23 protein-coding genes are annotated in these 23,852 nt (G+C 57.9%); 6 read left to right on the top strand and 17 right to left on the bottom strand.

Annotation, left to right across the window (positions count from 1 at the left end):
* The first annotated feature begins 79 nt into the window (after positions 1-79).
* Positions 80-1,564: an APC family permease gene (locus DFS28_RS21780; protein WP_111451387.1), complete on the top strand. Its 1,485-nt coding sequence runs from the start codon at positions 80-82 to the stop codon at positions 1,562-1,564.
* 44 nt (positions 1,565-1,608) lie between these two features.
* Here DFS28_RS21780 and DFS28_RS21775 read toward each other — a convergent pair whose 3' ends face one another.
* Together DFS28_RS21775 and DFS28_RS21770 are read right to left on the bottom strand one after the other, a co-directional pair.
* On the bottom strand, positions 1,609-2,235 hold the full coding sequence (locus tag DFS28_RS21775) for an RloB family protein (RefSeq protein ID WP_111451386.1): 627 nt from the start codon (positions 2,233-2,235) through the stop codon (positions 1,609-1,611).
* Positions 2,236-2,237: 2 nt separating this feature from the next.
* Entirely contained in the window at positions 2,238-3,491 is a 1,254-nt protein-coding gene (locus DFS28_RS21770) for an ATP/GTP-binding protein (protein ID WP_111451417.1), read from the bottom strand.
* 522 nt (positions 3,492-4,013) lie between these two features.
* On the opposite strand from DFS28_RS21770, the gene DFS28_RS21765 reads away from it, so the two are divergent.
* Both DFS28_RS21765 and DFS28_RS21760 read left to right on the top strand, forming a co-directional pair.
* Entirely contained in the window at positions 4,014-4,436 is a 423-nt protein-coding gene (locus tag DFS28_RS21765) for a Bro-N domain-containing protein (RefSeq protein ID WP_256596896.1), read from the top strand.
* 96 nt (positions 4,437-4,532) lie between these two features.
* Entirely contained in the window at positions 4,533-4,736 is a 204-nt protein-coding gene (locus DFS28_RS21760) for a hypothetical protein (RefSeq protein ID WP_111451385.1), read from the top strand.
* 10 nt (positions 4,737-4,746) lie between these two features.
* Here DFS28_RS21760 and DFS28_RS21755 read toward each other — a convergent pair whose 3' ends face one another.
* Entirely contained in the window at positions 4,747-4,932 is a 186-nt protein-coding gene (locus DFS28_RS21755) for a hypothetical protein (protein WP_111451415.1), read from the bottom strand.
* 391 nt (positions 4,933-5,323) lie between these two features.
* On the opposite strand from DFS28_RS21755, the gene DFS28_RS21750 reads away from it, so the two are divergent.
* The gene (locus tag DFS28_RS21750; RefSeq protein WP_008151641.1) at positions 5,324-6,949 is read left to right on the top strand and encodes a glucan biosynthesis protein D; all 1,626 of its coding nucleotides are present in this window, start codon (positions 5,324-5,326) and stop codon (positions 6,947-6,949) included.
* A gap of 208 nt (positions 6,950-7,157) precedes the next feature.
* On the opposite strand, the gene DFS28_RS21745 is transcribed toward DFS28_RS21750, so the two are convergent.
* The 3 genes from DFS28_RS21745 to DFS28_RS21735 all read right to left on the bottom strand — a co-directional run bounded on the left by DFS28_RS21745 (position 7,158) and on the right by DFS28_RS21735 (position 10,851).
* Positions 7,158-8,264, bottom strand: coding sequence for an NADH:flavin oxidoreductase/NADH oxidase (locus DFS28_RS21745; RefSeq protein WP_033056387.1), 1,107 nt, complete (start codon positions 8,262-8,264; stop codon positions 7,158-7,160).
* Between the two features lie 268 nt (positions 8,265-8,532).
* Positions 8,533-10,242 (bottom strand): single-stranded-DNA-specific exonuclease RecJ, encoded by a 1,710-nt coding sequence (recJ, locus tag DFS28_RS21740; protein ID WP_111451384.1) that lies wholly within the window; start codon positions 10,240-10,242, stop codon positions 8,533-8,535.
* A gap of 66 nt (positions 10,243-10,308) precedes the next feature.
* Positions 10,309-10,851, bottom strand: a complete 543-nt coding sequence (locus tag DFS28_RS21735; RefSeq protein ID WP_008151638.1) for a YaeQ family protein — start codon at positions 10,849-10,851, stop codon at positions 10,309-10,311.
* Between the two features lie 147 nt (positions 10,852-10,998).
* Here DFS28_RS21735 and DFS28_RS21730 point away from each other — a divergent pair, with 147 nt between their 5' ends.
* Both DFS28_RS21730 and DFS28_RS21725 read left to right on the top strand, forming a co-directional pair.
* A complete protein-coding gene (locus tag DFS28_RS21730; protein ID WP_111451383.1) occupies positions 10,999-12,198 on the top strand; it encodes a CaiB/BaiF CoA-transferase family protein in 1,200 nt (399 codons plus the stop codon).
* The gene (locus DFS28_RS21725; RefSeq protein WP_111451382.1) at positions 12,179-13,105 is read left to right on the top strand and encodes a TIGR02285 family protein; all 927 of its coding nucleotides are present in this window, start codon (positions 12,179-12,181) and stop codon (positions 13,103-13,105) included. Before DFS28_RS21730 ends, DFS28_RS21725 begins: the two co-directional genes overlap by 20 nt.
* A 170-nt stretch (positions 13,106-13,275) precedes the next feature.
* Here the strand turns inward: DFS28_RS21725 and DFS28_RS21720 are convergent, their stop codons facing one another.
* The 11 genes from DFS28_RS21720 to ffh form a co-directional block, all read right to left on the bottom strand.
* Positions 13,276-13,563 carry a DUF3509 domain-containing protein gene (locus DFS28_RS21720; protein ID WP_111451381.1) on the bottom strand — a complete coding sequence of 96 codons (288 nt, stop codon included), beginning with the start codon at positions 13,561-13,563 and terminating at the stop codon, positions 13,276-13,278.
* A gap of 162 nt (positions 13,564-13,725) precedes the next feature.
* A complete protein-coding gene (locus DFS28_RS21715; RefSeq protein ID WP_111451380.1) occupies positions 13,726-15,084 on the bottom strand; it encodes a transporter substrate-binding domain-containing protein in 1,359 nt (452 codons plus the stop codon).
* Between the two features lie 133 nt (positions 15,085-15,217).
* Complete coding sequence (gene thrC, locus DFS28_RS21710) at positions 15,218-16,627, bottom strand: threonine synthase (RefSeq protein WP_076029878.1); 1,410 nt, start codon at positions 16,625-16,627, stop codon at positions 15,218-15,220.
* Positions 16,628-16,693: 66 nt separating this feature from the next.
* Entirely contained in the window at positions 16,694-17,998 is a 1,305-nt protein-coding gene (locus DFS28_RS21705; RefSeq protein ID WP_074880855.1) for a homoserine dehydrogenase, read from the bottom strand.
* 134 nt (positions 17,999-18,132) lie between these two features.
* Positions 18,133-18,864 (bottom strand): bifunctional protein-disulfide isomerase/oxidoreductase DsbC, encoded by a 732-nt coding sequence (dsbC, locus tag DFS28_RS21700; RefSeq protein ID WP_111451379.1) that lies wholly within the window; start codon positions 18,862-18,864, stop codon positions 18,133-18,135.
* Positions 18,865-19,120: 256 nt separating this feature from the next.
* Positions 19,121-20,017 (bottom strand): site-specific tyrosine recombinase XerD, encoded by an 897-nt coding sequence (gene xerD / locus DFS28_RS21690; RefSeq protein ID WP_111451378.1) that lies wholly within the window; start codon positions 20,015-20,017, stop codon positions 19,121-19,123.
* Between the two features lie 100 nt (positions 20,018-20,117).
* Positions 20,118-20,468, bottom strand: a complete 351-nt coding sequence (rplS, locus tag DFS28_RS21685) for a 50S ribosomal protein L19 (protein ID WP_003175895.1) — start codon at positions 20,466-20,468, stop codon at positions 20,118-20,120.
* 45 nt (positions 20,469-20,513) lie between these two features.
* Complete coding sequence (gene trmD / locus DFS28_RS21680; RefSeq protein ID WP_173667518.1) at positions 20,514-21,287, bottom strand: tRNA (guanosine(37)-N1)-methyltransferase TrmD; 774 nt, start codon at positions 21,285-21,287, stop codon at positions 20,514-20,516.
* Entirely contained in the window at positions 21,269-21,805 is a 537-nt protein-coding gene (gene rimM, locus DFS28_RS21675; RefSeq protein WP_111451377.1) for a ribosome maturation factor RimM, read from the bottom strand. The genes trmD and rimM overlap by 19 nt, the downstream gene beginning before the upstream one ends.
* A 5-nt stretch (positions 21,806-21,810) precedes the next feature.
* Positions 21,811-22,062, bottom strand: coding sequence for a 30S ribosomal protein S16 (rpsP, locus tag DFS28_RS21670; protein ID WP_007944872.1), 252 nt, complete (start codon positions 22,060-22,062; stop codon positions 21,811-21,813).
* 249 nt (positions 22,063-22,311) lie between these two features.
* Positions 22,312-23,688, bottom strand: coding sequence for a signal recognition particle protein (gene ffh, locus DFS28_RS21665; RefSeq protein ID WP_008151618.1), 1,377 nt, complete (start codon positions 23,686-23,688; stop codon positions 22,312-22,314).
* Positions 23,689-23,852: the final 164 nt, after the last annotated feature.

Below are 23,852 nucleotides of genomic sequence, written 5' to 3'. Positions count from 1 at the left end.
CCGATCCGGGCAGCGCCGTCATGGCCCTGTCACGGTTTCGGACATCCGAAATCTGCCGATTTTCCGGAGTTAACACACCATGAGTGCATCACCCGAACTCTCCGCAGCCGTTGCCGACAGCGATGCCGAGCAACTGCGCAAGCTGGGTTACACCTCAAACTTCAATCGCAGCATGAGCCTGTGGGAAAACTTCGCCCTGGGCTTCACTTATCTCTCTCCGGTCGTAGGGGTTTATACCCTGTTCGGCCTGTGCCTCGCCGCCGGTGGGCCTCCGATGTTCTGGGCGTATTTGCTGGTCGGATGCGGCCAGTTGCTGGTGTGCCTGATCTTCGGTGAAGTGGTCTCGCAGTTCCCGATTTCCGGCGGCGTGTACCCGTGGGCTCGTCGCTTGGTGGGCAAGCGCTGGGCGTGGATGGTCGGCTGGATCTACTCCATCGCCCTGTGCGTCACCATCGCCGCCGTTGCGGTGGGCGCCGGTCCGTACCTGGCCGCGATGATGGGCTTTGAACCGAACAACAACACCAACATCGTCATCGCACTGTTCCTGACGCTGTTCGCCACCCTGGTCAACCTCAGCGGTACCAAAGTGCTGGCGCGGATCGCCATGTTCGGCTTCCTCTGCGAGCTGGTCGGCGCAGTGATCGTCGGCGTTTACCTGCTGATCTTCGAGCGTCATCAATCGATCAGTGTGTTGTTCAACACCTTCGATATCAGCATCGACGGCTCGTATCTGCCAGCGTTCCTCACCGCCTCGCTGGCAGGGATGTTCCTGTACTACGGCTTCGAGGCCTGCGGCGACGTGGCCGAAGAAACCCCGAACCCGAGCAAGCAAATCCCGGTGGCCATGCGCATGACCATCTACATCGGCGGCATCGCGGCGATGTTCGCCTGCCTGGCGCTGATCCTCGCCGTGCCAGACATGCAAGCCGTGATCAATGGCACCGACAAGGACCCGGTCACCACCATCCTCAACAACGCCTTTGGCCCGGTCGGTTCGAAAGTGGTGATGGGCGTGGTGATGATTTCCTTCATCTCCTGCGTCATCAGCCTGCAAGCCGCGGCGAGTCGTCTGCTGTATTCCTACGCCCGGGATGAAATGGTCATCGGCAGCTCACTGCTGAAGAAGATTTCCCCTACGACTCAGGTGCCGGTTGCGGCACTGTTCGTGTCCGGCGTCCTGCCGGCGCTGATCATTGTGCTGGGCTTCTTCCTGCAGGATGCGGTGGCAACCATCGTCAGCTTCGCGGCCATCGGCATCTACCTGGCATTCCAGATGATCGTGCTCGCGGCACTCTATGCGCGCATGAAAGGCTGGAAACCGAACGGCAAATTCACCCTCGGCGCCTGGGGCTGGGCCGTGAACATCGGCGCGCTGGTCTATGGCGTCGGCGCAATCATCAACATGGCCTGGCCTCGCACGCCGGATGCGGCGTGGTACATCAACTACGCGATGGTGTTGAGTACTGCGATCGTGATTGGGTTGGGGCTGATTTACATGTGGCTGGCCAAGCCGTATGACCATGGGACTGCGCCAGCGGGGGATGCCTGGAAGGTTAGTCGGTAGTGGTAATTGCCCAGCTCGCAGCGATGCGGGCTGGGTTTGAGGTGTTAGATCGGTAGGGGTTTGGAGAGGATTTCGAATTCGTCCATCAGCAGATGGATTTCGGTGCTGGGGTTGGGTTCGCCGCTGATAGCGACGTCCTCGATAATCTTTGGTGCTAAATCTCTCGCCCTTTGGAATGGCTGACCTAAAAGTTGTGCGAAATAGTTGGTGTCTTCGCCTTTCTCGTACTTATCCATGCTGGGTTTCTCTCTGAGGCTCTTGGCCACCAAGTCGCCTGGAGAGTGCTTTCCAACCGCTCGAAAAGGCTTTCGATTAAAACCGAAGTGCAGAAGCAGCCAAAACTCAAAACAGGGGTACGAAGCGATGACTTTGATTTTCGGATGAGGCCTCGCCAGATTTATTGCTCGTTCAAAACACAGATGTGTATCGCGATCCAATGCACAAAAAACCTTGTCGAAGCATTTCTGGCGGGCTATTGCTGTTTCAACAATGCCGCTTGGGTGTGTGACGCCACAGTGGGCAATTTCCACTTGAGCTTTGGCGCGAAAATGAAATGCAGCCTCCTCCAGATATCGTTTTCCTGACTTGCTGTCTTCACAGAGGATCAACACTTTGGGTTGAGGCTTGAACCGAGGTGCCTTTCGATCAAATTGCCGTATCGAACGCGCCATGATCAACCCCGCCTTATCAGTGGCAACCCACGATAACGACCTTCAAAGTAGCGTTTCTCAACATCCTCCCCTTCCCGTCCTTCAAAGTCGTATACAGAAAAAAGGCAGGTTGCACCGTTAGCGTCTCTTTCGGTGATCCAGAACTGATCGCGCCGAAGCGCTTTGGCGTTCATCAGATGAGTGTCGTGAGTGGTAAAGATCAGTTGAGTATCCAACCCACCGTCCAGGTGCTTCTCAATCAAGTCCGCGACGATTGAGGGATGAAGACTGCTGTCCAACTCATCGACAGAAAGTATCCCCCTACCATCGGCGTGATTGATCATGAACCAGGGCAGCCAGAATCCAATCAGGTTTTTCGTACCGTCGGATTCCTCGGAAAAATCAAACTCCGCGATGCCTAACAAGCTCGTATGCGTCAAGGTTACTTTGTCTTTTTGGGCGGCGGCGAAGAACTCTTTCAGCGTGAGTTTTTTGGTGCGTTGAGCAGACTCTGCGTCTTCGGTGTTGAGCCGGATCGCTGACACCGGGATATCCACTTCCTTTAGAAAGTCTCGTAAATCATGTGTGTAATCCGAGGCCATCCGAAGAAATCTGATGGACGCTGCTGACAGCCCCATCATGTTGTTCTGCTCAATAACGAGTAGACCGGTTTGAAACCAGCTAAACGGCCCCCGCAACTGAGTCAACTCTTCACTACTGTTCGCAACCGCCTGCGAAATAAACAACATCTTGGGGCTCGTCAGACGCCGCCAGGCGTTGTGCACCTCTTTGCCACCCTCGAGGCTTGAGCCAAAAACATAATGCTCTCCCTCATCAACAAAGCAACGCGAATACAACAGCGTTTCCTTACCTTTGGGATAGGAAACCAATTGTTCCTCGATAATCCGCTGCGCAGTCATGCGCAGAACAAACCGATATCGGACCCCGCGTTGAATGAAGTTGTACTCAAAAGAACTGGGTTCGTTTTGAAGTTGCGGGTCAAAACGAAATGGCGAGACCGGTAGCGGTTCATCATTTGATGAAGGTATCGAAGCGAGCAAACTCCCCATGACCCCCATTGCCCGGATAAGCGAAGATTTACCGGATGCGTTCGGTCCGTAAATCGCCGCCACCTTCAACAAATCAGGCAGTTTTTCTCCATTTACAATGGGCGTGAACACGTTGCGCTTTTTGCTCAAGCGCGGCGTCGCAGCCATGGACAGGGTTTGCTTGTCACGGAAGGAGCGATAATTGGAAACTGAAAATTCGATCAACATGTAGCAAACCTGCAGTTCGTTCCTGAATGCGGGAAAAGCTATAGGAAAAACCACGGCTGTGACGCTGCTTGACTGCACTTCAGGCAAAAACAGGAAATTCCTACAGATCGAACCTTCCGGCATAGACACCGATTCCTACAGCATGCGGCGCCAAGGTAGACTTGGCGCCGCGAGCGCCTGAACGATAGGCTTTACCTCGTCGCTGCCAAATCAGCGACCCGGGGTCGAAGCCGGGAAATTTCAAAACGGTGCTTACGCGCCCCCCATAGAATTGAGGCAGTTTCATGTCTTCAGTTCTGATTTATGGCGGGCCGTGTGGCGCGGGCCTTCCGGCTTCCGTTTTGATTGGAAGTGTCCCGACTTCGAACGCCACTCGGTCCGCCACCCAACCTGTCGAAGGGTTGGTGGCGACTTTCCTACTCAAAACGGAAGTCACTTCATGTCAGCACACGCTCAAAACTCGCTTCTACCTTACTTCCCCCAACCATCTTCACCCGCCACAACCGCTTCCTCCACGCCTTCATGCAGGACAACCAAGCCTGGTTCTGCGTCCAGGATCTCGGTCGCCTGATGGGCCGCCCGATGGACCAACGCCTCACCCTGAAACTCGATCCCGATCAGCGCCAATATGTCTGGATGCTGAAGAACGGCAAAACGGTCGAATCACTGATGGTCAGCGAATCAGGAATGTATGCCCTTCTGGTGCACCATTTCGTCCCGGAAAACCGAAACCTGCGCCAATGGCTGAGCAACGAAGTCATACCTTCGCTGCGTGAGTCGAAAGCGACGTCTGTGGATAACATTCCAAGCCTGAGTTCGTTGCAGTGGGCCGGGATCTCGGTGCCGTTGCTGCATTGGCAGCATCAGGCCTGGATCAAGTGGCGGGACATGCCTGATCTGATGCAGGCGCAACGGCCGTTCACGATAGTGGGCACTTGCAGTTGAAGGCGGGATGAAAAAATGAAAAAGGGGCAGACTTCACAGTCTGCCCCTTTGGTTTGAATACACCTGTTCAATCTCCCGCAAGAGCAATCCGCAGCCATGAGCAAACCGCACATCACCAGCCAAAGCGTCACTGAAGTGATTCCAAGTGATAGCGCCTTTTCAGAAAAGTATCTGCGTCAAACCATCGAGCAAAAAAATATCGCGGCTCGCCGCCAAGCAATCGAGGAAGGCATCATCGACGCCGATGCTGGCAAGCTCACCTGCCTGGCAACCGTAAAAGCCAAATGGCTTTCACGGTAACCATCCTCGGTCAAAACCGCGAAACACTCCTCATCGCCTCCACCAGATACCGCATCGCAATCTGATCGCTTTCCGACAGCTCCCGATAGCGTTCCAACAACTTCATCTCGTCCGAGCTGACCCGACGCCTTCGGCGCGCACTGGTCAGGCAAGGAAGGATTCCCAGCAACTGGGTGATGCCTTGTACTTTCGTCATGGACGATGTCCTTCTATAAGCCCGAGAAAACTTCAAAAACCGCATCGCCCTCTCCTTTTTGTAGTCGCCGGCCTGAAGGGCAGAGGTCGGTCATGAACACAGAATAGGAACTATCGCGGCGGTGAAAAGCGATTTTTAGAGTAATTAGTCAAAAAAAGCAGAAATGCCCTATAAATCAGAAAGTACTGTCGGAAAACTTAACCGACATTTCTTGTTTCATTGCCACGAAGCCAAAGTGCTACCAATCATTTTTTCTCTGCAACCGAACGGTTTAAGCTATTTGTTATCTGTTTAATGTCCGTTGCGTTTGGCCGAAGGCATGTCCGAACCTTTATTTTTGATCCAGCACGTGCCAGGAACGGCGCGGGATTGTTCACGACAGGTTGAACTTATGCACCGCAGGAATTTGCTCAAAGCATCCATGGCCATCGCTGCCTACACCGGATTATCAGCCACCGGCCTGCTGGCTTCGCGGGCCTGGGCCGGCACCGGCGCGGCGGATGGCGAGGCTCAGGCGTTCGACTTCGAAGCGCTGAAGATCCAGGCCAAGCAACTCGCCGGCAATCGCTATCAGGACACCAAGCAGGTGTTGCCGCCGACCCTGGCGACCATGACACCGCAGAACTTCAACGCGATCCGCTACGACGGCAACCACTCGCTGTGGAATGACCTCAATGGTCAGCTGGATGTGCAGTTTTTCCACGTGGGCATGGGTTTCAAGCAGCCGGTGCGCATGTACAGCGTCGACCCCAAGACGCGTCAGGCGCGGGAGGTGCATTTCCGCCCGTCCCTGTTCAACTATGAAAAAACCACGGTCGATACCAAACAGCTCACGGGCGACCTGGGGTTTTCCGGGTTCAAGCTGTTCAAGGCCCCGGAGCTGGACCAGCACGACGTGCTGTCCTTCCTCGGCGCCAGCTATTTCCGTGCGGTCGATGCCTCAGGCCAGTACGGTCTGTCGGCGCGCGGCCTGGCAATCGATACCTATGCCAAGAAGCGTGAAGAATTCCCGGATTTCACCAAGTTCTGGTTCGAGACCCCGGACAAGGACAGCACCCGTTTCGTGGTCTACGCCCTGCTGGATTCACCGAGCGCCACCGGTGCCTACCGTTTCGATATCGATTGTCAGGCCAGCCAGGTCGTCATGGGCATCGATGCCCACATCAATGCGCGCACTGCCATCGAACAACTGGGCATCGCGCCGATGACCAGCATGTTCAGCTGCGGCACCCATGAACGGCGCATGTGCGACACGATTCACCCGCAAATCCACGATTCTGATCGCTTGGCCATGTGGCGCGGCAACGGCGAGTGGATCTGCCGCCCGCTGAACAACCCGGCCACCCTGCAATTCAACGCCTTCGCCGACACCGACCCGAAAGGTTTCGGTCTGGTGCAGACCGATCATGAGTTCGACAGCTATCAAGACACCGTCGACTGGTACAGCAAGCGTCCGAGCCTGTGGGTAGAACCTACGACCGCGTGGGGCGAAGGCTCTATCGATCTGTTGGAAATTCCTACGACGGGCGAAACCCTGGATAACATCGTCGCATTCTGGACCCCGAAAAAACCGGTCGCGGCCGGCGACTCACTGAACTACGGCTACAAGCTGTACTGGAGCGCACTGCCACCGGTCGGCACGCCGTTGGCGCGGGTCAACGCCACTCGTTCAGGCATGGGCGGCTTCATCGAAGGCTGGGCCCCTGGCGAGCACTACCCAGAGGTTTGGGCTCGACGGTTTGCCGTGGACTTCACCGGAGGCGGTCTGGATCGCTTGCCGGAAGGCGCGGGGATCGAGCCGGTGGTCACGTGCTCGAATGGGCAGGTGAAGGATTTCAACGTGCTGGTGCTGGATGACATCAAGGGTTACCGCATTACCTTTGACTGGTACCCGACCAATGACAGCGTGGCTCCGGTTGAGCTGCGGTTGTTCATTCGCACCAATGACCGGACGTTGAGTGAGACCTGGTTGTACCAGTATTTCCCGCCGGCACCGGATAAGCGTAAGTACACCTGAGGGTAATTGGGTGTCTGGGCTGGCCCCATCGCGAGCAGGCTCGCTCCCACAGGTGATCATCGTCGGACACAGGAGCTGTGTCTCATGGAGATCCAATGTGGGAGCGAGCCTGCTCGCGATGAGGGCCTGACAGACAACAAACCTCAGTGCACAGAAATGCAAAAGCCCCGATCAACTCGATCGGGGCTTTTTGTTTTCAGCGCATCAATCAGTCGCGCAAATCCGACTCATGAATCGGCTGTTCACGATGGGTGGCCCGCTGATACTGCGCTGGCCAGATGGCCTTGCGTCCCCCCAGGTCATCATCGGCATGCAGCGGCCAGTACGGATCACGCAACAGCTCACGGGCGAGAAAGATGATGTCAGCCTGGCAGGTGCGCAGAATGTGCTCGGCCTGTGCTGGCTCGGTGATCATTCCTACCGTGCCGGTGGCAATACCTGACTCTTTGCGCACACGTTCAGCGAAGCGGGTCTGATACCCGGGACCTGTAGGAATCTCGGCGTTGGCCGCCGTACCGCCCGACGAGACGTCAATCAGGTCTACGCCCAACGCATGGAGGCGTCGCGCCAGCTCCACGGTTTCATCCGGGTTCCAGCCGTCTTCCACCCAATCGGTGGCCGACACCCGCACGAACAGCGGTAGCTCTTCAGGCCACACCGCACGCACCGCTTCGGTGACTTGCAGCACCAGCCGGATGCGATTCTCGAACGAACCACCATATTGATCGCGCCGCTGATTGCTCAGGGGCGAAAGAAACTGATGCAACAGGTAGCCGTGGGCGGCGTGTATTTCCACCACTTTGAAACCGGCGGTCAGCGCTCGCTTGGCCGAAGCGACAAAGGCCTGAATGACCTCAGCGATCTCGCCATCATCGAGCTGCTTGGGATGTGTGTGCTGCGGGTCGAAAGCAATCGGCGAAGGGCCCACTGGAATCCAGCCACCGTCTTCGGGTTTGACGCTGCCATGTTTGCCGATCCACGGCCGATGGGTGCTGGCCTTGCGCCCGGCGTGAGCCAACTGAATGCCGGCCACAGCGCCTTGTGCCGCAATGAAGCGCGTGATGCGTTGCAACGGTTCTATCTGTTCATCGTTCCACAGGCCGAGGTCCTCGGCGGTGATGCGCCCGTCGGCCGTGACCGCCGTGGCTTCGGTAAACACCAGGCCGGCGCCGCCGACAGCGCGGCTGCCGAGGTGGACCAGGTGCCAGTCATTGGCCAGTCCATCAACGCTGGAGTACTGGCACATCGGCGACACCGCAATTCGGTTGAGCAGGGTCAATTGGCGAAGGGTATAGGGTTCAAGCAGCAGACTCATGGGGCACCTCTCGTATCAGTGGGCAGGCTCCAGGGTTCTGTTTGAAAGTCGACGAGTGACAGGAAAAAGGTGCAGCACCCGCCCCCGCGGGCAAAAAATTCGACAAGACGTCACAAGGATAATCAAGCAGTGCTTAGAGACTAGTCGACATCGGGGGATGAGGGCGGGTTCCGGGGAAATTTGGCGTGAGGGAGATCGCCTTCGCGAGCAAGCCCGCTCCCACAGGGTTTGCGCAAATCCTGTGGGAGCGGGCTTGCTCGTGAAGGGTTCAACGCGGTTCGATGTGGGCAATCATCAGCTGCACCGTCTCGTTGCCACGGAACTCGTTGAGGTCGAGTTTGTAGGCCAATTCCACCCACTTGATGGTCGGATTCGGCCAGATGTCGCGGTCGATTCCGAAGGCAATGCCATCCAGTTTTACCGAGCCACATTCACTCTTCAGCACCACTTTGAGGTGCCGCTCGCCGACCACTCGCTGCTCGATCAGCTGGAACACACCGTGGAACAACGGCTCCGGGAAGTGCTGCCCCCAGGGTCCGGCATGACGCAGGGCGCGGGCCAGTTCCAGGTGAAATTCCTCGACCGCTAGCGTGCCGTCCGACAGCAATCGCCCGGTCAGGTCTTCTTCGCGTAATTGCCTACGCACTTCCGCGTCAAAGGCTTCGGCGAACAACGGAAAATTCGCCTCTGGCAGCGTGAGGCCGGCGGCCATCGCATGGCCGCCGTATTTGCTGATCAGATTCGGATGCTGCGCCGCCACCACGCTCAACGCGTCGCGAATATGAAAACCCTGAACCGAACGGCCCGAGCCCTTGAGCAAGCCATCGCCGGCATCGGCAAAGGCAATAGTCGGGCGAAAATAGCGATCTTTCATACGCGATGCGAGGATTCCGATGACACCTTGGTGCCACTCGGGATCGAACAGGCACAAGCCGAACGGCATCGACTCGACCGGCAAATCCTTCAGTTGAGCCAGCGCTTCACGCTGCATGCCCTGCTCAATGGATTTGCGGTCCTGGTTCATGCCGTCGAGTTGAGCGGCCATTTCACGCGCCAGACCAGCGTCTTCGGTGAGCAGGCATTCGATGCCCAGGCTCATGTCATCCAGACGCCCCGCCGCATTCAGACGCGGGCCAACAATGAAACCCAGGTCGGTAGAGGTGATGCGCGTGTGGTCACGCTTGGCGACTTCGAGGATCGCCTTGATCCCCGGCCGCGCGCGCCCGGCGCGAATCCGCTCCAGGCCTTGGTGCACCAGAATCCGGTTGTTGGCATCCAGCGGTACCACGTCGGCGACGCTGCCCAGGGCCACAAGGTCCAGCAACTCGCCGATGTTCGGCTGCGGCTTGCTCTCGTACCAGCCGAGGCTGCGCAAACGCGCACGCAAAGCCATCAGCACATAGAAAATCACCCCGACGCCGGCCAGCGCCTTGCTCGGAAACTCGCAACCCGGTTGGTTCGGATTGACGATGGCATCGGCCAACGGCAACTCGTCACCGGGCAAATGGTGGTCGGTGACCAGCACCTGGAGCCCGGCCTTTTTCGCCGCTGCCACGCCTTCAACGCTGGAGATTCCGTTGTCCACAGTGATCAGCAACTGGGGTGTACGGGTCAGCGCCACTTCAACGATTTCCGGCGTCAGGCCGTAGCCGTACTCGAACCGGTTCGGCACCAAGTAGTCGACGTGCGCCGCGCCCAGCAGGCGCAAGCCCAACATGCCCACGGTGCTGGCCGTCGCCCCATCGGCGTCGAAGTCACCGACGATCAGAATCCGCTGACGCTGCTCGAGCGCTGTCACCAGCAAATCCACCGCTGCATCAATGCCTTTGAGTTGCTGGAACGGGATCAACCGCGCCAGGCTCTTGTCCAGTTCAGCCTCGGTCTGCACACCACGAGCCGCGTACAGCCGGGTCAGCAGCGGCGGCAGATCACCGAGGAATGGCAGGGTGTCGGGCAACAGGCGAGGTTCGATGCGCATGGGGTGACAGGTGCTTCTCTTGAATACGTAGGATAAAACCGGATAACGCGGACCAGCAGCGAATAATCAGCCGCGTTCGCCGCTCAGCCACTGCAACTGGACTTCGTGCTGACCACGGTCGTCGGTGACGAAAATCGTTCCTTCGCTGATCATCACGTCCCACTTGATAACCCGGGGCATGTCTTTGGCCAGGGTTTCCAGCACGTCCTGGGGAACAGCAGCGATGTGTACGTTTTTCAGGTTTTTGATCGCCGGGATCACTTTGGTTTCCCAGACGCGCAGGCTGCCGTAGGCCAGCAGGCTGGTGCGCTCGGTGCGACGCGAGCACCAGGTCAGGCGATCAGCGTCTGGCTGGCCGACTTCGATCCAGTGCAGGACACGGTCGTCCAGGCTCTTTTCCCACAGGGCAGGTTCGTCCACGTCTGACAGACCGCGACCGAACGACAACTGCTCGTTGTACCAAAAGGCGTAGGCCAGCAGCCGCACGGTCATACGCTCTTCGGTCTCCGAAGGGTGACGGGCGATGGTCTGCTTCACGCTCTCGTACACGCTGCGGTCGAGGTCGGTAAGGTTCAGTTCAAACTTGTAGGTCGTGGACGGCTGGGCCATGAACGGGCTTCTTGATACGGGGAAAGGCGGCAAGTCTAACCGATGCGGTAGGCAATCCACGAATTGAAGGCGATCAACCTTGGTCGTCTGACGTTCGGCTATGTTAAAACCCTGTCTTCGCTCAACCTTTGTCCTACAGGATCCAGCATGCCGCTCACCGGAAAACCGCTCTCAGGGCTGAAAGTCATTGAATTGGGTACGCTGATCGCCGGGCCGTTTGCCTCGCGCATTTGCGGAGAGTTCGGTGCCGAGGTGATCAAAATCGAGTCCCCCGATGGCGGCGATCCGTTGCGCAAATGGCGAAAAATGTATGAAGGCACCTCGCTGTGGTGGTTCGTCCAGGCGCGCAACAAGAAATCCCTGACCCTGAACCTCAAACACCCCGACGGCTTGGCGATCCTGAAAAAACTGCTCAGCGAGGCGGACATCCTGATCGAGAACTTTCGCCCTGGCGTGCTGGAAAAGCTCGGCCTGAGTTGGGAAGTCTTGCACGCACTGAACCCGAAACTGGTGATGGTGCGCCTCTCGGGTTTCGGTCAGACCGGGCCGATGAAGGATCAGCCAGGCTTTGGCGCCGTCGGTGAATCCATGGGCGGCTTGCGCTACATCACCGGGTTCGAAGACCGGCCACCGGTACGCACCGGGATTTCCATCGGTGACTCTATTGCTGCGTTGTGGGGTGTGATCGGCGCATTGATGGCCCTGCGTCATCGCGAGGTCAACGGTGGCCTTGGCCAAGTGGTGGATGTGGCGCTGTATGAAGCGATCTTCGCCATGATGGAAAGCATGGTCCCGGAATTCGACGTGTTCGGCTTCATCCGCGAACGCACCGGCAACATCATGCCGGGCATCACGCCCTCTTCGATCCACACCAGTGCCGACGGCAAACATGTGCAGATCGGCGCCAATGGCGATGCGATCTTCAAACGCTTCATGCTGATTATTGGTCGCGAGGACTTGGCCAACGACCCTGCGCTGGCGAGCAACGACGGACGTGATAGCCGTCGCGACGAGATTTATGGGGTGATTGATCGCTGGGTCAACTCGCTGCCGCTGGACGCCATCATTGAGCAGTTGAATCAGGCCGACGTACCGGCCAGCCGGATCTTCAGTGCAGAAGATATGTTCAGTGATCCGCAGTACCTGGCCCGGGAAATGTTCCTGAAGGCCAAGTTGCCGGACGGCAAAGATTTCAAGATGCCGGGAATCGTGCCGAAACTCTCAGAGACACCCGGAACATCGGAATGGGTCGGGCCGCAGTTGGGCGAACACAATGCGCAGGTACTCAACGATCTTGGTTATGACAGGGAACAGATCGCAAAGCTGCGTGAAGACGGGGCCATCTAAGCTGAGGCGCCTGCTTTCATCAGCACTCGATCACGCCCACGGCTGGCGGGTTTTGGCGACGCTCATCTTATTGTCGTGCCTTAGTTCTACCGTCTGGGCGCAACCCAAAGAGACGCTGATCTGGCTGCTGCGCGATTTGCCACCGACGATGATTCTTGAAGGTCCGAAAAAAGGACAGGGAATCATCGATCAAATGTTGCCGCTGTTGATCGCCGGCATGCCGCAATACCAACACGCCCTGATGCGGGTCAACCGAGCCCGCGGCATGCAAATGCTCCACGAAGCGTCGTTTACGTGCGATCCCTCGTTGATCTGGACCCAGGAGCGGGAACAGTGGATTACGTTCTCCATTCCGGCCTTCCGTGCAGTCAGCAATGGTCTGGTCGTGCGGCAGGAAGACCGAGCGGTGCTGGAACCGTTTCTTGTCGACGGTGAAGTCGATCTGGCGGCAATGCTGGCCAGCGGTCGAAAGAAAGTCGGTGTGGTGGCTGAGCGCAGTTACGGTCAATTCCTCGACACGCTGCTGAAACAGGCTCTGCCCGATGCGCTGACACGCCACTACGGCAACGACGCCCTCGGCAGTCTGTTACAGATGCAGCGCCTGGGTCGCTTGCAGGTGGTTTTGGGGTACTGGCCGGAAATTCGCTATAAGGCCAATCAGGCACAAATCGCCGACGACCAGTTGGAGTTCTATCCGGTCAAGGGCACCGGTAAATACCTGTCCGGGCACATTGGTTGCTCCAATACACCTCAAGGCCGAAAGGCGATCAATGAGATAAACCAGCTATTACGCACCATGCCGCACGATCGGCTGGATCAGCAATACGCTGACTGGCTGGACCCGCAAAGACGCAGCGAATACCTAAAAGAAACCAAAGCGTTTTTTGAGCGCCAGGCCGAGCAATGACAAATCGCAGGCAAAAAGAAACCCCGAGAAGTGGGGAGACGACTCGGGGTTAAACGTGGTCTACATAAAGACCAGTGGCAGCAAGCTACAAGCACCGGAGCACAATGCTTGATCCTGCTGTTACAAGGTCTGACTGACCTAAGCGCAGGAAGGTTCCCACAAAAAACAATTCAATTACGGTTGGCCAGGATCTTGTCCTGTGCAGCATTGCGTAATGCCGCGATGACGCAGGGCTCCAGCCTGCCTTCGGCGATCAGCACGTCGCGATGCAATCCGTCGACGACATCCGTCAGCAGACGTTTGCTGGTCAGTTGGGCCTGATTGAACACCCGTTCGACCACGATCGCGCCGGTCGCATTTTTCAGTGTCACCAGGCGTTCGCCATGGGTTCCCGACGGGGTCAACGTTACCTGATACGGGCTCAGAGCTTCACCGAGCAATAGACTGATACTTTCCATCTCGATCACCACTCAATAGTCCGAAAACAAAGTGCCTGGGGCGTACCTACAGTAAATGACCACTGGCTCGAGAAGAAAGTTCTGGATACCGACTGCTGGGAAACCTGCGCCTCGGGTCAATAGAGCATGCACGGCCAAGATGACAGATAAAAAACAGCCGCGTCATGCCTGTTGCTTGCGCTTGCCGATATCGGTCCATCCTCCCAGCAAGCCCCGCAATTGTCCGTCGGCACCGTAAAAAGGCACCGTCCACTGATAGATATGCCTGACGCCGTTGTTGAACATCAATTGACGCTCACTGAAGCGCGTCTTGCGCGTACCGAGCTGGGCCATGAACTCTGCATGCAGCAGTTCGGCGGTCTCTTTGGGCAAGACGTCCAGTTCAATCAGCTGTCGTCCCTGAACCTGGTCGAAACGGGTCGACAAGCCCTCCTCATAACTTTTGTTGCACATGATCAAACGCCCTTCCAGATCACGAACAAACATCGGATCGGGCATGGCGTCCATCAACGCATGCTGGAAGGCGAGCTGATCACTCAGACTTTTCTCGGCATCCAGGCGTTGCTGGATCAATAGCGTGAGCCGTCGGTTCCAGAGCAGGGACAACAGGCCGAACAGGCTGGCGATAAACATTCCCCAGCAGCCCCACTCGGCGAGTCGGTGCCAGGTGCCGGGCACCTTGACGGGGGCAATGCCATTGAGCCATTTCAGGCGAATGGCGCGCAATTCGGCAGGATCAAGCGCCTCGAGCGCCTTGTTGAGGATGCTCGACAGCTGAGGCTGACCTTTGCGTACGGCCAGGTGGTCCGCCTCCCATTTGCCCTCCACCGTATACCCGACCTTGAGCTGCCCGGACGGATAGAGTTGCGCGCCGGTTTCGTTTTCGATGGTGGCATAGGCCTCACCGCTCTCGACCAGCGCCCGGGCCTCCGCGTAGGTTTTAACCGAGCGCAGCTCGATGTCAGGATAGTCCCGGAGAATCGTGGCCTCCAGCGCATGCCGGGTCGGCAACACCAGAACCCTTCCCGACAGCTGATCCAGGGATTGCACCACTGGCGCCCCGGCCCGCCCGACGAACACCCAGCCAGCTCCACCGAACGCATGACTGAAATCCAGAAACGTCTTGCGTTCGTCATTCATCGCCAGCGTCGTGCTCATGTCCGCTGCGCCACTTTCCAGTCGCCCGAGCAACTGATCGGTAGAAAACGATTCTTCGTGAACAAACTGCAATCCCGTCATCGCGCTGATGCGGTTGAGCAGATCATTGTTCAAGCCGTTCCAGTGGCCGTGCTCATCCTTGAACAGGTACAGCGGGTATTGCACCGAGGCGACGATGACTTTTGAATGCTCGGCAATCCATTTCAACTCCTGAGCATCCAGCTCGATCCTTGGGCCAGCAACCGATCCTTTGGAATCGGTTGCCGCCAATTGCGACGCGCTCCCCCATTGAACAAAGCCCAGGGTGCCGACTAAAAAAAACATCCAGCACGCGGCTGGTTTTAACCCTCTGAAAAACAGCATTGCCACTTCCTTGGTAATCGTCTCGCCCGCCCTTCATGGGCGGCTCTTCATTTACGAAACCCGGCAAGTGTGGCATGCAGAAATGAGAAAGCCCGTCAGGAGACGGGCTTCAAAATGTGACAGTTTTAATTGGTTACAGAGGCTTGCCGCGGTTGCCATGCTTGCTGACAAAGGCCTGCACGGCTTTCAAGTCATTTGGCAGCACGGTGCAGCGCTCATCTCGCTCAAACAAATCAGAAAGATGTGCAGGCAGTTCGAGCGCTTTTCCTACGCCTGCTTTTTCCACAGCGTCCGGGAATTTGACCGGATGCGCCGTACCAAGGATCACCATCGGGATATCCAGGCTGCGACGGCACTCGCGCGCCGCCTTCACACCGATGGCGGTGTGCGGATCCAGCAGCTCGCCGGTTTGCTCGAAGACTTCGGCGATGGTTTCGCAGGTTTGAGCATCATCCACAGCCAGCGAATCGAACAGCTTTCGGGCTTCGGTCCAGCGTTCCTGTTCGACGCTGAAACCGCCACCCTGCTTGAAGGTGTCCATCAGCCCGGCGATCGCTGCGCCGTTGCGACCGTGCAGGTCGAACAGCAGGCGTTCGAAGTTCGACGACACCATGATGTCCATCGACGGCGACAGCGTGGCGTGCAGGGTGTCCTTGACGTACTGATTGCCGCTCATGAAGCGGTGCAGGATGTCGTTGCGGTTGGTGGCGACGATCAACTGGTTGATCGGCAGGCCCATGTTGCGCGCCAGGTAACCGGCGAAAATATCGCCGAAGTTGCCGGTCGGCACCGAGAACGATACCGAACGCGCCGGGCCGCCCAACTGCAGGGCTGCGTGGAAGTAGTAAACGATCTGGGCCATGATTCGCGCCCAGTTGATCGAGTTCACAGCCACCAGACGTGTGCCTTTGAGGAAGCTCTGGTCGGCGAAGCTGGCCTTGACCATTTCCTGGCAGTCATCGAAGTTGCCTTCGATGGCGATGTTATGGATGTTCTCGCCGAAGATGGTGGTCATCTGGCGACGCTGCACTTCGGACACACGGTTGTGCGGGTGCAGGATGAAGATGTCGACGTTTTCGCAGTGCTTGCAGCCTTCGATGGCGGCCGAACCGGTGTCGCCGGAGGTGGCGCCAACAATCACTACGCGCTCACCACGTTTCTCCAGCACGTAGTCGAGCAGACGACCCAGCAGTTGCAAGGCAAAGTCTTTGAACGCGAGGGTCGGGCCGTGGAACAGCTCCAGCACCCATTCGTTGCCGTTCAGCTGACGCAGTGGTGCCACGGCGTTGTGCGAGAACACGCCGTAGGTTTCTTCGAGGATCTTTTTGAAATCGGCATCAGGAATGCTGCCGGTCACGAACGGGCGCATCACCCGGAAGGCCAGCTCGTGATACGGCAGGCCGGCCCAGGAAGCGATTTCTTCCTGGGTGAAACGTGGCAGGTTTTCCGGGACGTACAGACCACCGTCCGTGGCCAGACCGGCCAGCAGGACGTCTTCGAAATTCAGGGCCGGTGCCTGGCCGCGGGTACTGATATAACGCATGACTGGCTCCAATAGACAGTGTTCGCAAACCCGGGCTCGCAGGCGAGCCCGGTGAACGATAACGGCTTAGTTCAGGTGCTCGACGCGGATCCGTACGACCGGACCGACTACGCCCGCCAAGGCTTCCAGGGCGGCGATCGCGTCGTTCATGTGCTGTTCCAGCACGCGGTGAGTCAGCAGGATCATCGGCACCAGGCCGTCGTGTTCTTCGACTTCCTTCTGCATGATCGATTCGATGTTGATGCCGCGCTCCGACAGGATGCTCGCCACCTGCGCCAACACGCCTGGATGATCCTTGGCCTGGATGCGCAGGTAATAGGAGCTCTCGCAAGCCTCGATCGGCAGGATCGGGTGGGCCGACAGCGAGTCCGGCTGAAACGCCAGGTGCGGTACGCGGTTTTCCGGGTCGGACGTCATGGCGCGAACCACATCCACCAGGTCGGCGATCACCGACGAAGCGGTCGGCTCCATGCCAGCGCCAGCGCCGTAGAACAGGGTCGAACCGGCAGCGTCACCGTTGACCATCACTGCGTTCATCACGCCGTTGACGTTGGCGATCAGGCGATCGGCCGGGATCAGCGTCGGGTGCACGCGCAGTTCGATGCCGGCCGCGGTGCTGCGCGCCACGCCCAGGTGCTTGATGCGATAGCCCAGCGCTTCGGCGTAGTTCACGTCAGCGGTGGTCAGCTTGGTGATGCCTTCGGTGTAGGCCTTGTCGAACTGCAGCGGAATACCGAACGCGATGGACGCCAGGATCGTCAGCTTGTGGGCCGCGTCGATGCCTTCAACGTCGAAGGTCGGATCGGCCTCGGCGTAACCCAGGGCTTGTGCCTCGGCGAGTACGTCTTCGAAAGTCCGGCCCTTCTCACGCATTTCGGTGAGGATGAAGTTACCGGTGCCGTTGATGATGCCGGCGACCCAGTTGATGCGGTTGGCCGACAGGCCTTCACGGATTGCCTTGATCACCGGAATGCCACCGGCCACCGCGGCTTCGAACGCCACAATCACGCCCTTCTCGCGGGCCTTGGCGAAAATTTCATTACCGTGAACGGCGATCAACGCCTTGTTCGCGGTCACCACATGTTTTCCGTTCTCGATCGCTTTGAGTACCAGCTCGCGGGCAACGGTGTAGCCGCCCATCAGCTCTATGACGATGTCGATCTCAGGGTTCGTGGCCACTTCGAAGACATCGTTGGTAATCGCAATACCGGTCGTCTGGAACTGAGGCTTTGGCGTGCGCATGGCAATTTGTGCCACTTCGATTCCACGCCCGGCACGACGAGAAATTTCCTCGGCGTTACGCTGAAGTACGTTGAAGGTACCGCCACCGACGGTCCCTAACCCACAGATGCCTACTTTGACCGGTTTCACTGTGAACTCCCCATGAAACGGCCGACTCAAGGCCGGCCGTGAAAACAACCGCATACTCGCGGTTCTCTATTAATGGCCCGGCGAACGCTGCCGCCGAACCATGATCGTCAATGGCTGACCGTGACGATGCGAATTTACTTCGCGCCCAACGCCAGTTTGGCGACTTGTGGCGCAGGCTGGTAGCCCGGAATGACCTGGCCGTCGGCCAAAACGATGGCCGGTGTACCGTTCACGCCGATCGACTGACCGAGGGCGAACTGCTTGGAAACCGGGTTATCGCACTTGGCGGCCTTGATCTCCTTGCCGTCGACCATCTTGTCCATGGCCGCTTTCTTGTCTTTCGAGCACCAGACCGCTTGCAGCTGCTCATCACCCGGCGAGCCCAGGCCCTGGCGCGGGAACGCGACATAACGCACTTCGATGCCGCGCTTGTTCAGCTCAGGCACTTCAGCGTGCAGCTTGTGGCAGTACGGGCAGGTGGTATCGGTAAACACGGTGATGTGCGATTTGGTTTCGCCGATCGCCGGGTAGACCACGGTTTCCGCGACTGGAATGGCGTTGATCAGTTTGGACACGCCCAGGCGTTCGGTCTTCTCGGTCAGGTTGATCGGTTTGCCGTCCTTGAGCTGGAACATGTAGCCCTGCACCACGTATTGGCCGTCGGCGCTGGCGTAGAGCACGCGGCTGCCTTGCAGCTTGACTTCGTACAGGCCCGGCAGCGGACTGGCGGTGATGCTTTCTACCGGCACCTCGAGCTGGAGGTTTTCCAGGCTTTTACGAATGGCTTTGTCGGCCGCGTCATCGGCGACGGCAAAGGTACTGACCAACGCAATGGCTGCGGCGGCGAAAATCTGGGTCAGACGCATGAGAACTCCTGAAGGCGGACAAATGGGACGATCAGAACGCCCGTGCCGAAACACCGGGTCATAAACGCCCATCGTGCAAACCGGCAAAGCCTACCACATAAGGCCCCTGTGGCCGAATGCGGGTGATGCGGGACATCGTGGTGACGCTGGCTCTTATGTGGGAGCGGGCTTGCTCGCGAATGCGGTGTGTCAGTCGACATCATCTTTGACTGACATACCGCATTCGCGAGCAAGCCCGCTCCCACAAGAATCGTGATCATCCGCGCGGATGGTGTTTGGCGTGCAGGTCCTGCAGACGTGCGCGGGCGACGTGGGTGTAGATCTGCGTAGTCGACAGATCGCTGTGGCCGAGCAGCATTTGCACCACCCGCAGGTCGGCGCCGTGGTTGAGCAAGTGGGTGGCAAAGGCATGGCGCAAGGTGTGCGGCGACAGCGACTTGCCGATCCCGGCAACCTTGGCCTGGTGCTTGATGCGATGCCAGAAGGTCTGCCGGGTCATCTGCTCGCCGCGCTGGCTGGGGAACATGACATCGCTGGGACGCCCGCCAAGCAGCTCCTGGCGGCCATCGCGCAGGTAACGCTCGACCCAGACAATCGCCTCCTCGCCCATCGGCACCAGCCGCTCCTTGCTGCCCTTGCCCATCACTCGCAGCACGCCTTGGCGCAGGTTGACTTGCTCCAGCGTCAGGCTGATCAGCTCCGTCACGCGCAAGCCGCAGGCATAAAGCACTTCGAGCATGGCGCGGTCGCGTTGGCCGATGGCTTCGCTCAAATCTGGGGCCTTCAACAGCGCTTCTACGTCTGCTTCCGACAGGGATTTGGGCAATGGCCTACCGAGTTGAGGCATATCGACGCGTAACGTCGGATCGACCGCGATCAACTTTTCCCGCAGCAGATAGCGGTAAAAGCCGCGCACACCCGAGAGAAATCTCGCAGTGGAACGGGGTTTGTAGTTCTGCTCCAGGCGCCAGGCCAAGTGATCGAGGATCAGCTCGCGTCCGGCGTTGATCAGCTCCAGGTTTTTTTCCTGCAGCCAGCCGTTGAACAGGGCCAGGTCGCTGCGATAGGCATCGCGGGTGTTATCGGAAAGACCTTTCTCCAGCCACAGCGCGTCGAGAAACTGGTCTATCAAAGGATGATCGATGGTGGGCATAAAGGCTCAGGCAAGACCGACAATACGGTCAGGGAAGATAAATCGCAGGCAACAAAAAAGCAGCCCGTAGGCTGCTTTTTTTCTGCATCGGAAGCTGGACTTAAGCCAGTTTTTCCTTGATGCGAGCTGCTTTACCGGACAGGTCACGCAGGTAGTACAGCTTGGCTTTACGTACGTCACCGCGACGTTTAACGGCCATGCTGTCGATTTGCGGGCTGTAGGTCTGGAAAGTACGCTCTACGCCAACACCGTTGGAGATTTTACGAACGGTGAAAGCACTGTTTACGCCGCGGTTACGCTTGGCGATAACAACACCTTCGAACGCTTGCAGACGCGAACGGTCGCCTTCCTTCACTTTCACCTGAACGACAATGGTGTCGCCCGGGGCAAAGGTAGGGATCTCTTTGGTCATCTGCTCTGCTTCGAGTGCAAGGATGATTTTGTTAGTCATGCTGTGCTCCTAAGGTAAATCGTCGGATCTACCATCGATACGTTGTTAACTATCGTCCCGCTCGCGGATGTATTCCTCGAGCAGCTTCTTCTCTTCTCCAGAAAGCGAGCGGCTTTCCAGAAGATCGGCGCGTCGTTCAAAGGTCCTACCAAGGGACTGCTGTAAACGCCAACGCCGGATATGCGCGTGATTGCCACTTAGCAATACGTCGGGAACACGCTGATCCGCATACACCTCCGGTCGGGTGTAGTGCGGGCAATCCAGCAAACCATCCGTAAAGGAATCTTCCTCGGCGGAGTCCGCATGCCCTAAAGCTCCAGGCAGCAGTCGTGTAACCGCATCGATCAGGACCATCGCCGGCAGCTCGCCGCCAGACAGCACATAGTCGCCAATCGACCACTCTTCATCGACATGAGCATCAATAAAACGCTCGTCAATGCCTTCATAGCGGCCGGCAATCAGGATCAATGCATCCAGATTCGCCAACTCGCGTACCGCCGACTGAGTCAGTTGACGGCCTTGGGGGGACAGGTAAATTACCTTCGCCGCCTCCCCGGCTGCTGCCTTGGCCTGAACCAACGCATCTTCCAGGGGCTTGATCTTCATCACCATGCCCGGACCACCGCCAAATGGGCGATCGTCCACAGTGTGATGTCGATCCGTCGTGTAGTCTCGCGGATTCCAACAGGTGAGCTGCAAGAGCCCCTGTTTCACCGCACGACTGGTGATGCCGTACTCGCTGATGGCGGAGAACATCTCGGGAAACAAACTGATCACTTCTACGCGCAGGTTAGCCACGTTTAGAAGTCCGCATCCCATTCCACCTTCATCTCGCCTGCGGCAAGGTCGACGGCCAACACGCATTGCTCTGTATAGGGCAACAGGCGTTCGCGATCATCCAGGCTGCCAGCGCAAGGCTTGATCACCATTACATCATTGGCGCCGGTTTCCAGAAGATGATCGATTTTCCCGAGCAATTGCCCGAGTTGATCAATGACCTTCAGACCTTCCAGCTGGTACCAGTAGTACTCGCCGTCGGTCAATTCAGGGAACAGGTTGCGCGGCACGCAGATCTCATAACCGGCCAGAAGACGCGCTTCTTCACGATCATCAAGACCCTTGAGCTTTGCGACCAGGAACTTGTCGTTCCCGCGTCCGCTGACCAGCTCGACCTGTTTCACACTACCTTCGCGCTTGAGCGTCCAGGTTTTGTACTGCAACAGGTTTTCAGTCGGATCAGTAAAGGAATACACCTTCACTTCGCCGCGAACGCCATGAACCGAATAAATTTTGCCGATAACGATCAAATCATCAGCAACAGCTGGCGTCGCGTTCATATTGCTCAGGCCGCAGCCTTAGCCGCGTCCTTCAACAACTGAGCAACACGCTCAGAAGGTTGTGCACCAACGCTCAGCCAGTAGGCTACGCGCTCTTGGTTCACGGACAGACGGACTTCTTGACCACGAGCAACAGGGTTGAAGAAACCAACCTGTTCCTTGTGCGAACCGTCGCGCGGGTTGCGGCTGTCGGTTACGGTCAAGTGGTAAAACGGGCGCTTTTTGGAGCCGCCAAGGGCAAGACGGATTGTTAGCATGTGAACATCGTTCCTGTAGTCGGTGCTGCAAATCTAAAGGCACAGCGGGCATAGGTGCCCGAAAGGCCGCATATTCTAAGGAATATCCGGACTTTTGCAAATGTCTTTTTCCGACGGTCTTTCGGCCGCCATCAAGATTTGCTATAGAGCCGTCGTTGAAAACGGCCAGTCAGCTCCCGCCAAGTGCGGGTTTGCTGGAGATCCCACTTCCGTGTGGGAGGTGCAAGGGCAAGCCCCCGCGTAAATTAATTACATTCTAGGCGCGCCGCCGCCGGGCAACATACCGCCCATGCCGCGCATCATTTTGGCCATTCCGCCTTTTGCGGAGAACTTCTTCATCATCTTCTGCATCTGCTTGTGCTGCTTGATCAAGCGACCGATGTCCTGCACCTGAGTGCCGGAACCCATGGCGATCCGGCGTTTGCGCGAACCGCTGATCATCTCAGGGTCGCGGCGCTCGGCCGGGGTCATGGAATTGATGATGGCTTCCATCTGCTTGAATTGTTTCTCTGCCGCGCCTTGAGCATTGCCCATCTGCGCCAGGTTCATACCACCGATGTTTGGCAGTTTGTCCATGAGGCCGCCGAGGCCGCCCATGTTTTTCATCTGTTGCAGCTGATCGCGGAAGTCTTCGAGGTCGAAGCCCTTGCCCTTCTTCAGCTTCTTGGCCAGTTTGTCGGCCTTGTCCTTGTCGAGGGTCTGTTCGGCCTGCTCGATCAGACTGAGCACGTCGCCCATACCGAGGATGCGCGAAGCAATACGCTCCGGGTGGAACGGCTCGAGCGCGTCGCTCTTCTCGCCCATACCGATGAACTTGATCGGCTTGCCGGTGATGGCGCGTACCGACAGTGCAGCACCGCCACGGGCGTCGCCGTCGACCTTGGTCAGGATCACACCGGTCAGCGGCAGAGCATCGCCGAAGGCCTTGGCCGTGTTGGCGGCGTCCTGGCCGGTCATGGCGTCGACCACGAACAGTGTTTCGACCGGGTTGATCGCGGCATGCAGGGCCTTGATCTCGCCCATCATCTCTTCATCGATGTGCAGGCGACCGGCGGTATCGACGATGACCACGTCGATGAATTTCAGTTTTGCTTCTTTAATGGCTGCTTGCGCGATGTCGACCGGCTTCTGGCTCAGGTCGGACGGGAAGAAGGTAACGCCGACTTCACCCGCGAGCATTTCCAGCTGCTTGATCGCTGCCGGACGGTAAACGTCCGCAGACACGACCATGACCGACTTCTTCTTGCGCTCTTTAAGGAAGCGCGCGAGCTTGCCGGCGGTGGTGGTTTTACCCGCACCCTGCAAACCGGCCATCAGCACGACGGCGGGAGGAACGGCGCTCAGGTTCAGGTCTTCGTTGGCCGCGCCCATCAGGCTTTCGAGTTCGGCCTGGACGATCTTCACGAAGGCCTGGCCCGGCGTCAGGCTGCGCGACACCTCGGTGCCGACGGCGCGCTCCTTGACCGAATTGACGAAGTCCTTGACGACCGGCAAGGCGACGTCAGCTTCGAGCAACGCCATGCGCACTTCGCGCAGGGTGTCTTTGATGTTGTCTTCGGTCAGCTTGGCCTTGCCGGTGACATGGCGCAGCGTCTGCGAGAGACGGTCGGTTAAGTTTTCAAACATTGCGCGATCCTTTCAGGCCCTGTGTAGACCGGGATAATGGCGGCCCAGACCGGAATAAACATGTGCTCGGCGAGCCTGCGGCGTGGGCAGGTCGCGGATTATAGCGAAGACTGCGTCTGGCGGACACCTCGTCGTCAGGTTGCATGGTCTTTCGTGCTGTGGGG

The organism is Pseudomonas sp. 478 (genome assembly GCF_003254125.1).
In the GTDB taxonomy this organism is placed as follows: domain Bacteria; phylum Pseudomonadota; class Gammaproteobacteria; order Pseudomonadales; family Pseudomonadaceae; genus Aquipseudomonas.
The sequence above is the reverse complement of the archived record's forward strand: the minus strand, read 5'-3'. Positions and strand labels throughout refer to the sequence as shown.

Excerpts from the sequence above, each read along its gene's own strand:
- DFS28_RS21780 (WP_111451387.1), top strand. The coding sequence starts at position 80 with ATGAGTGCATCACCCGAACTCTCCGCAGCCGTTGCCGACAGCGATGCC.
- DFS28_RS21775 (WP_111451386.1), bottom strand. The coding sequence starts at position 2,235 with ATGGCGCGTTCGATACGGCAATTTGATCGAAAGGCACCTCGGTTCAAG.
- DFS28_RS21770 (WP_111451417.1), bottom strand. The coding sequence starts at position 3,491 with ATGTTGATCGAATTTTCAGTTTCCAATTATCGCTCCTTCCGTGACAAG.
- DFS28_RS21765 (WP_256596896.1), top strand. The coding sequence starts at position 4,014 with ATGCAGGACAACCAAGCCTGGTTCTGCGTCCAGGATCTCGGTCGCCTG.
- DFS28_RS21760 (WP_111451385.1), top strand. The coding sequence starts at position 4,533 with ATGAGCAAACCGCACATCACCAGCCAAAGCGTCACTGAAGTGATTCCA.
- DFS28_RS21755 (WP_111451415.1), bottom strand. The coding sequence starts at position 4,932 with ATGACGAAAGTACAAGGCATCACCCAGTTGCTGGGAATCCTTCCTTGC.
- DFS28_RS21750 (WP_008151641.1), top strand. The coding sequence starts at position 5,324 with ATGCACCGCAGGAATTTGCTCAAAGCATCCATGGCCATCGCTGCCTAC.
- DFS28_RS21745 (WP_033056387.1), bottom strand. The coding sequence starts at position 8,264 with ATGAGTCTGCTGCTTGAACCCTATACCCTTCGCCAATTGACCCTGCTC.
- recJ (WP_111451384.1), bottom strand. The coding sequence starts at position 10,242 with ATGCGCATCGAACCTCGCCTGTTGCCCGACACCCTGCCATTCCTCGGT.
- DFS28_RS21735 (WP_008151638.1), bottom strand. The coding sequence starts at position 10,851 with ATGGCCCAGCCGTCCACGACCTACAAGTTTGAACTGAACCTTACCGAC.
- DFS28_RS21730 (WP_111451383.1), top strand. The coding sequence starts at position 10,999 with ATGCCGCTCACCGGAAAACCGCTCTCAGGGCTGAAAGTCATTGAATTG.
- DFS28_RS21720 (WP_111451381.1), bottom strand. The coding sequence starts at position 13,563 with ATGGAAAGTATCAGTCTATTGCTCGGTGAAGCTCTGAGCCCGTATCAG.
- DFS28_RS21715 (WP_111451380.1), bottom strand. The coding sequence starts at position 15,084 with ATGCTGTTTTTCAGAGGGTTAAAACCAGCCGCGTGCTGGATGTTTTTT.
- thrC (WP_076029878.1), bottom strand. The coding sequence starts at position 16,627 with ATGCGTTATATCAGTACCCGCGGCCAGGCACCGGCCCTGAATTTCGAA.
- dsbC (WP_111451379.1), bottom strand. The coding sequence starts at position 18,864 with ATGCGTCTGACCCAGATTTTCGCCGCCGCAGCCATTGCGTTGGTCAGT.
- xerD (WP_111451378.1), bottom strand. The coding sequence starts at position 20,017 with ATGCCCACCATCGATCATCCTTTGATAGACCAGTTTCTCGACGCGCTG.
- rplS (WP_003175895.1), bottom strand. The coding sequence starts at position 20,468 with ATGACTAACAAAATCATCCTTGCACTCGAAGCAGAGCAGATGACCAAA.
- trmD (WP_173667518.1), bottom strand. The coding sequence starts at position 21,287 with ATGGGATGCGGACTTCTAAACGTGGCTAACCTGCGCGTAGAAGTGATC.
- rimM (WP_111451377.1), bottom strand. The coding sequence starts at position 21,805 with ATGAACGCGACGCCAGCTGTTGCTGATGATTTGATCGTTATCGGCAAA.
- rpsP (WP_007944872.1), bottom strand. The coding sequence starts at position 22,062 with ATGCTAACAATCCGTCTTGCCCTTGGCGGCTCCAAAAAGCGCCCGTTT.
- ffh (WP_008151618.1), bottom strand. The coding sequence starts at position 23,688 with ATGTTTGAAAACTTAACCGACCGTCTCTCGCAGACGCTGCGCCATGTC.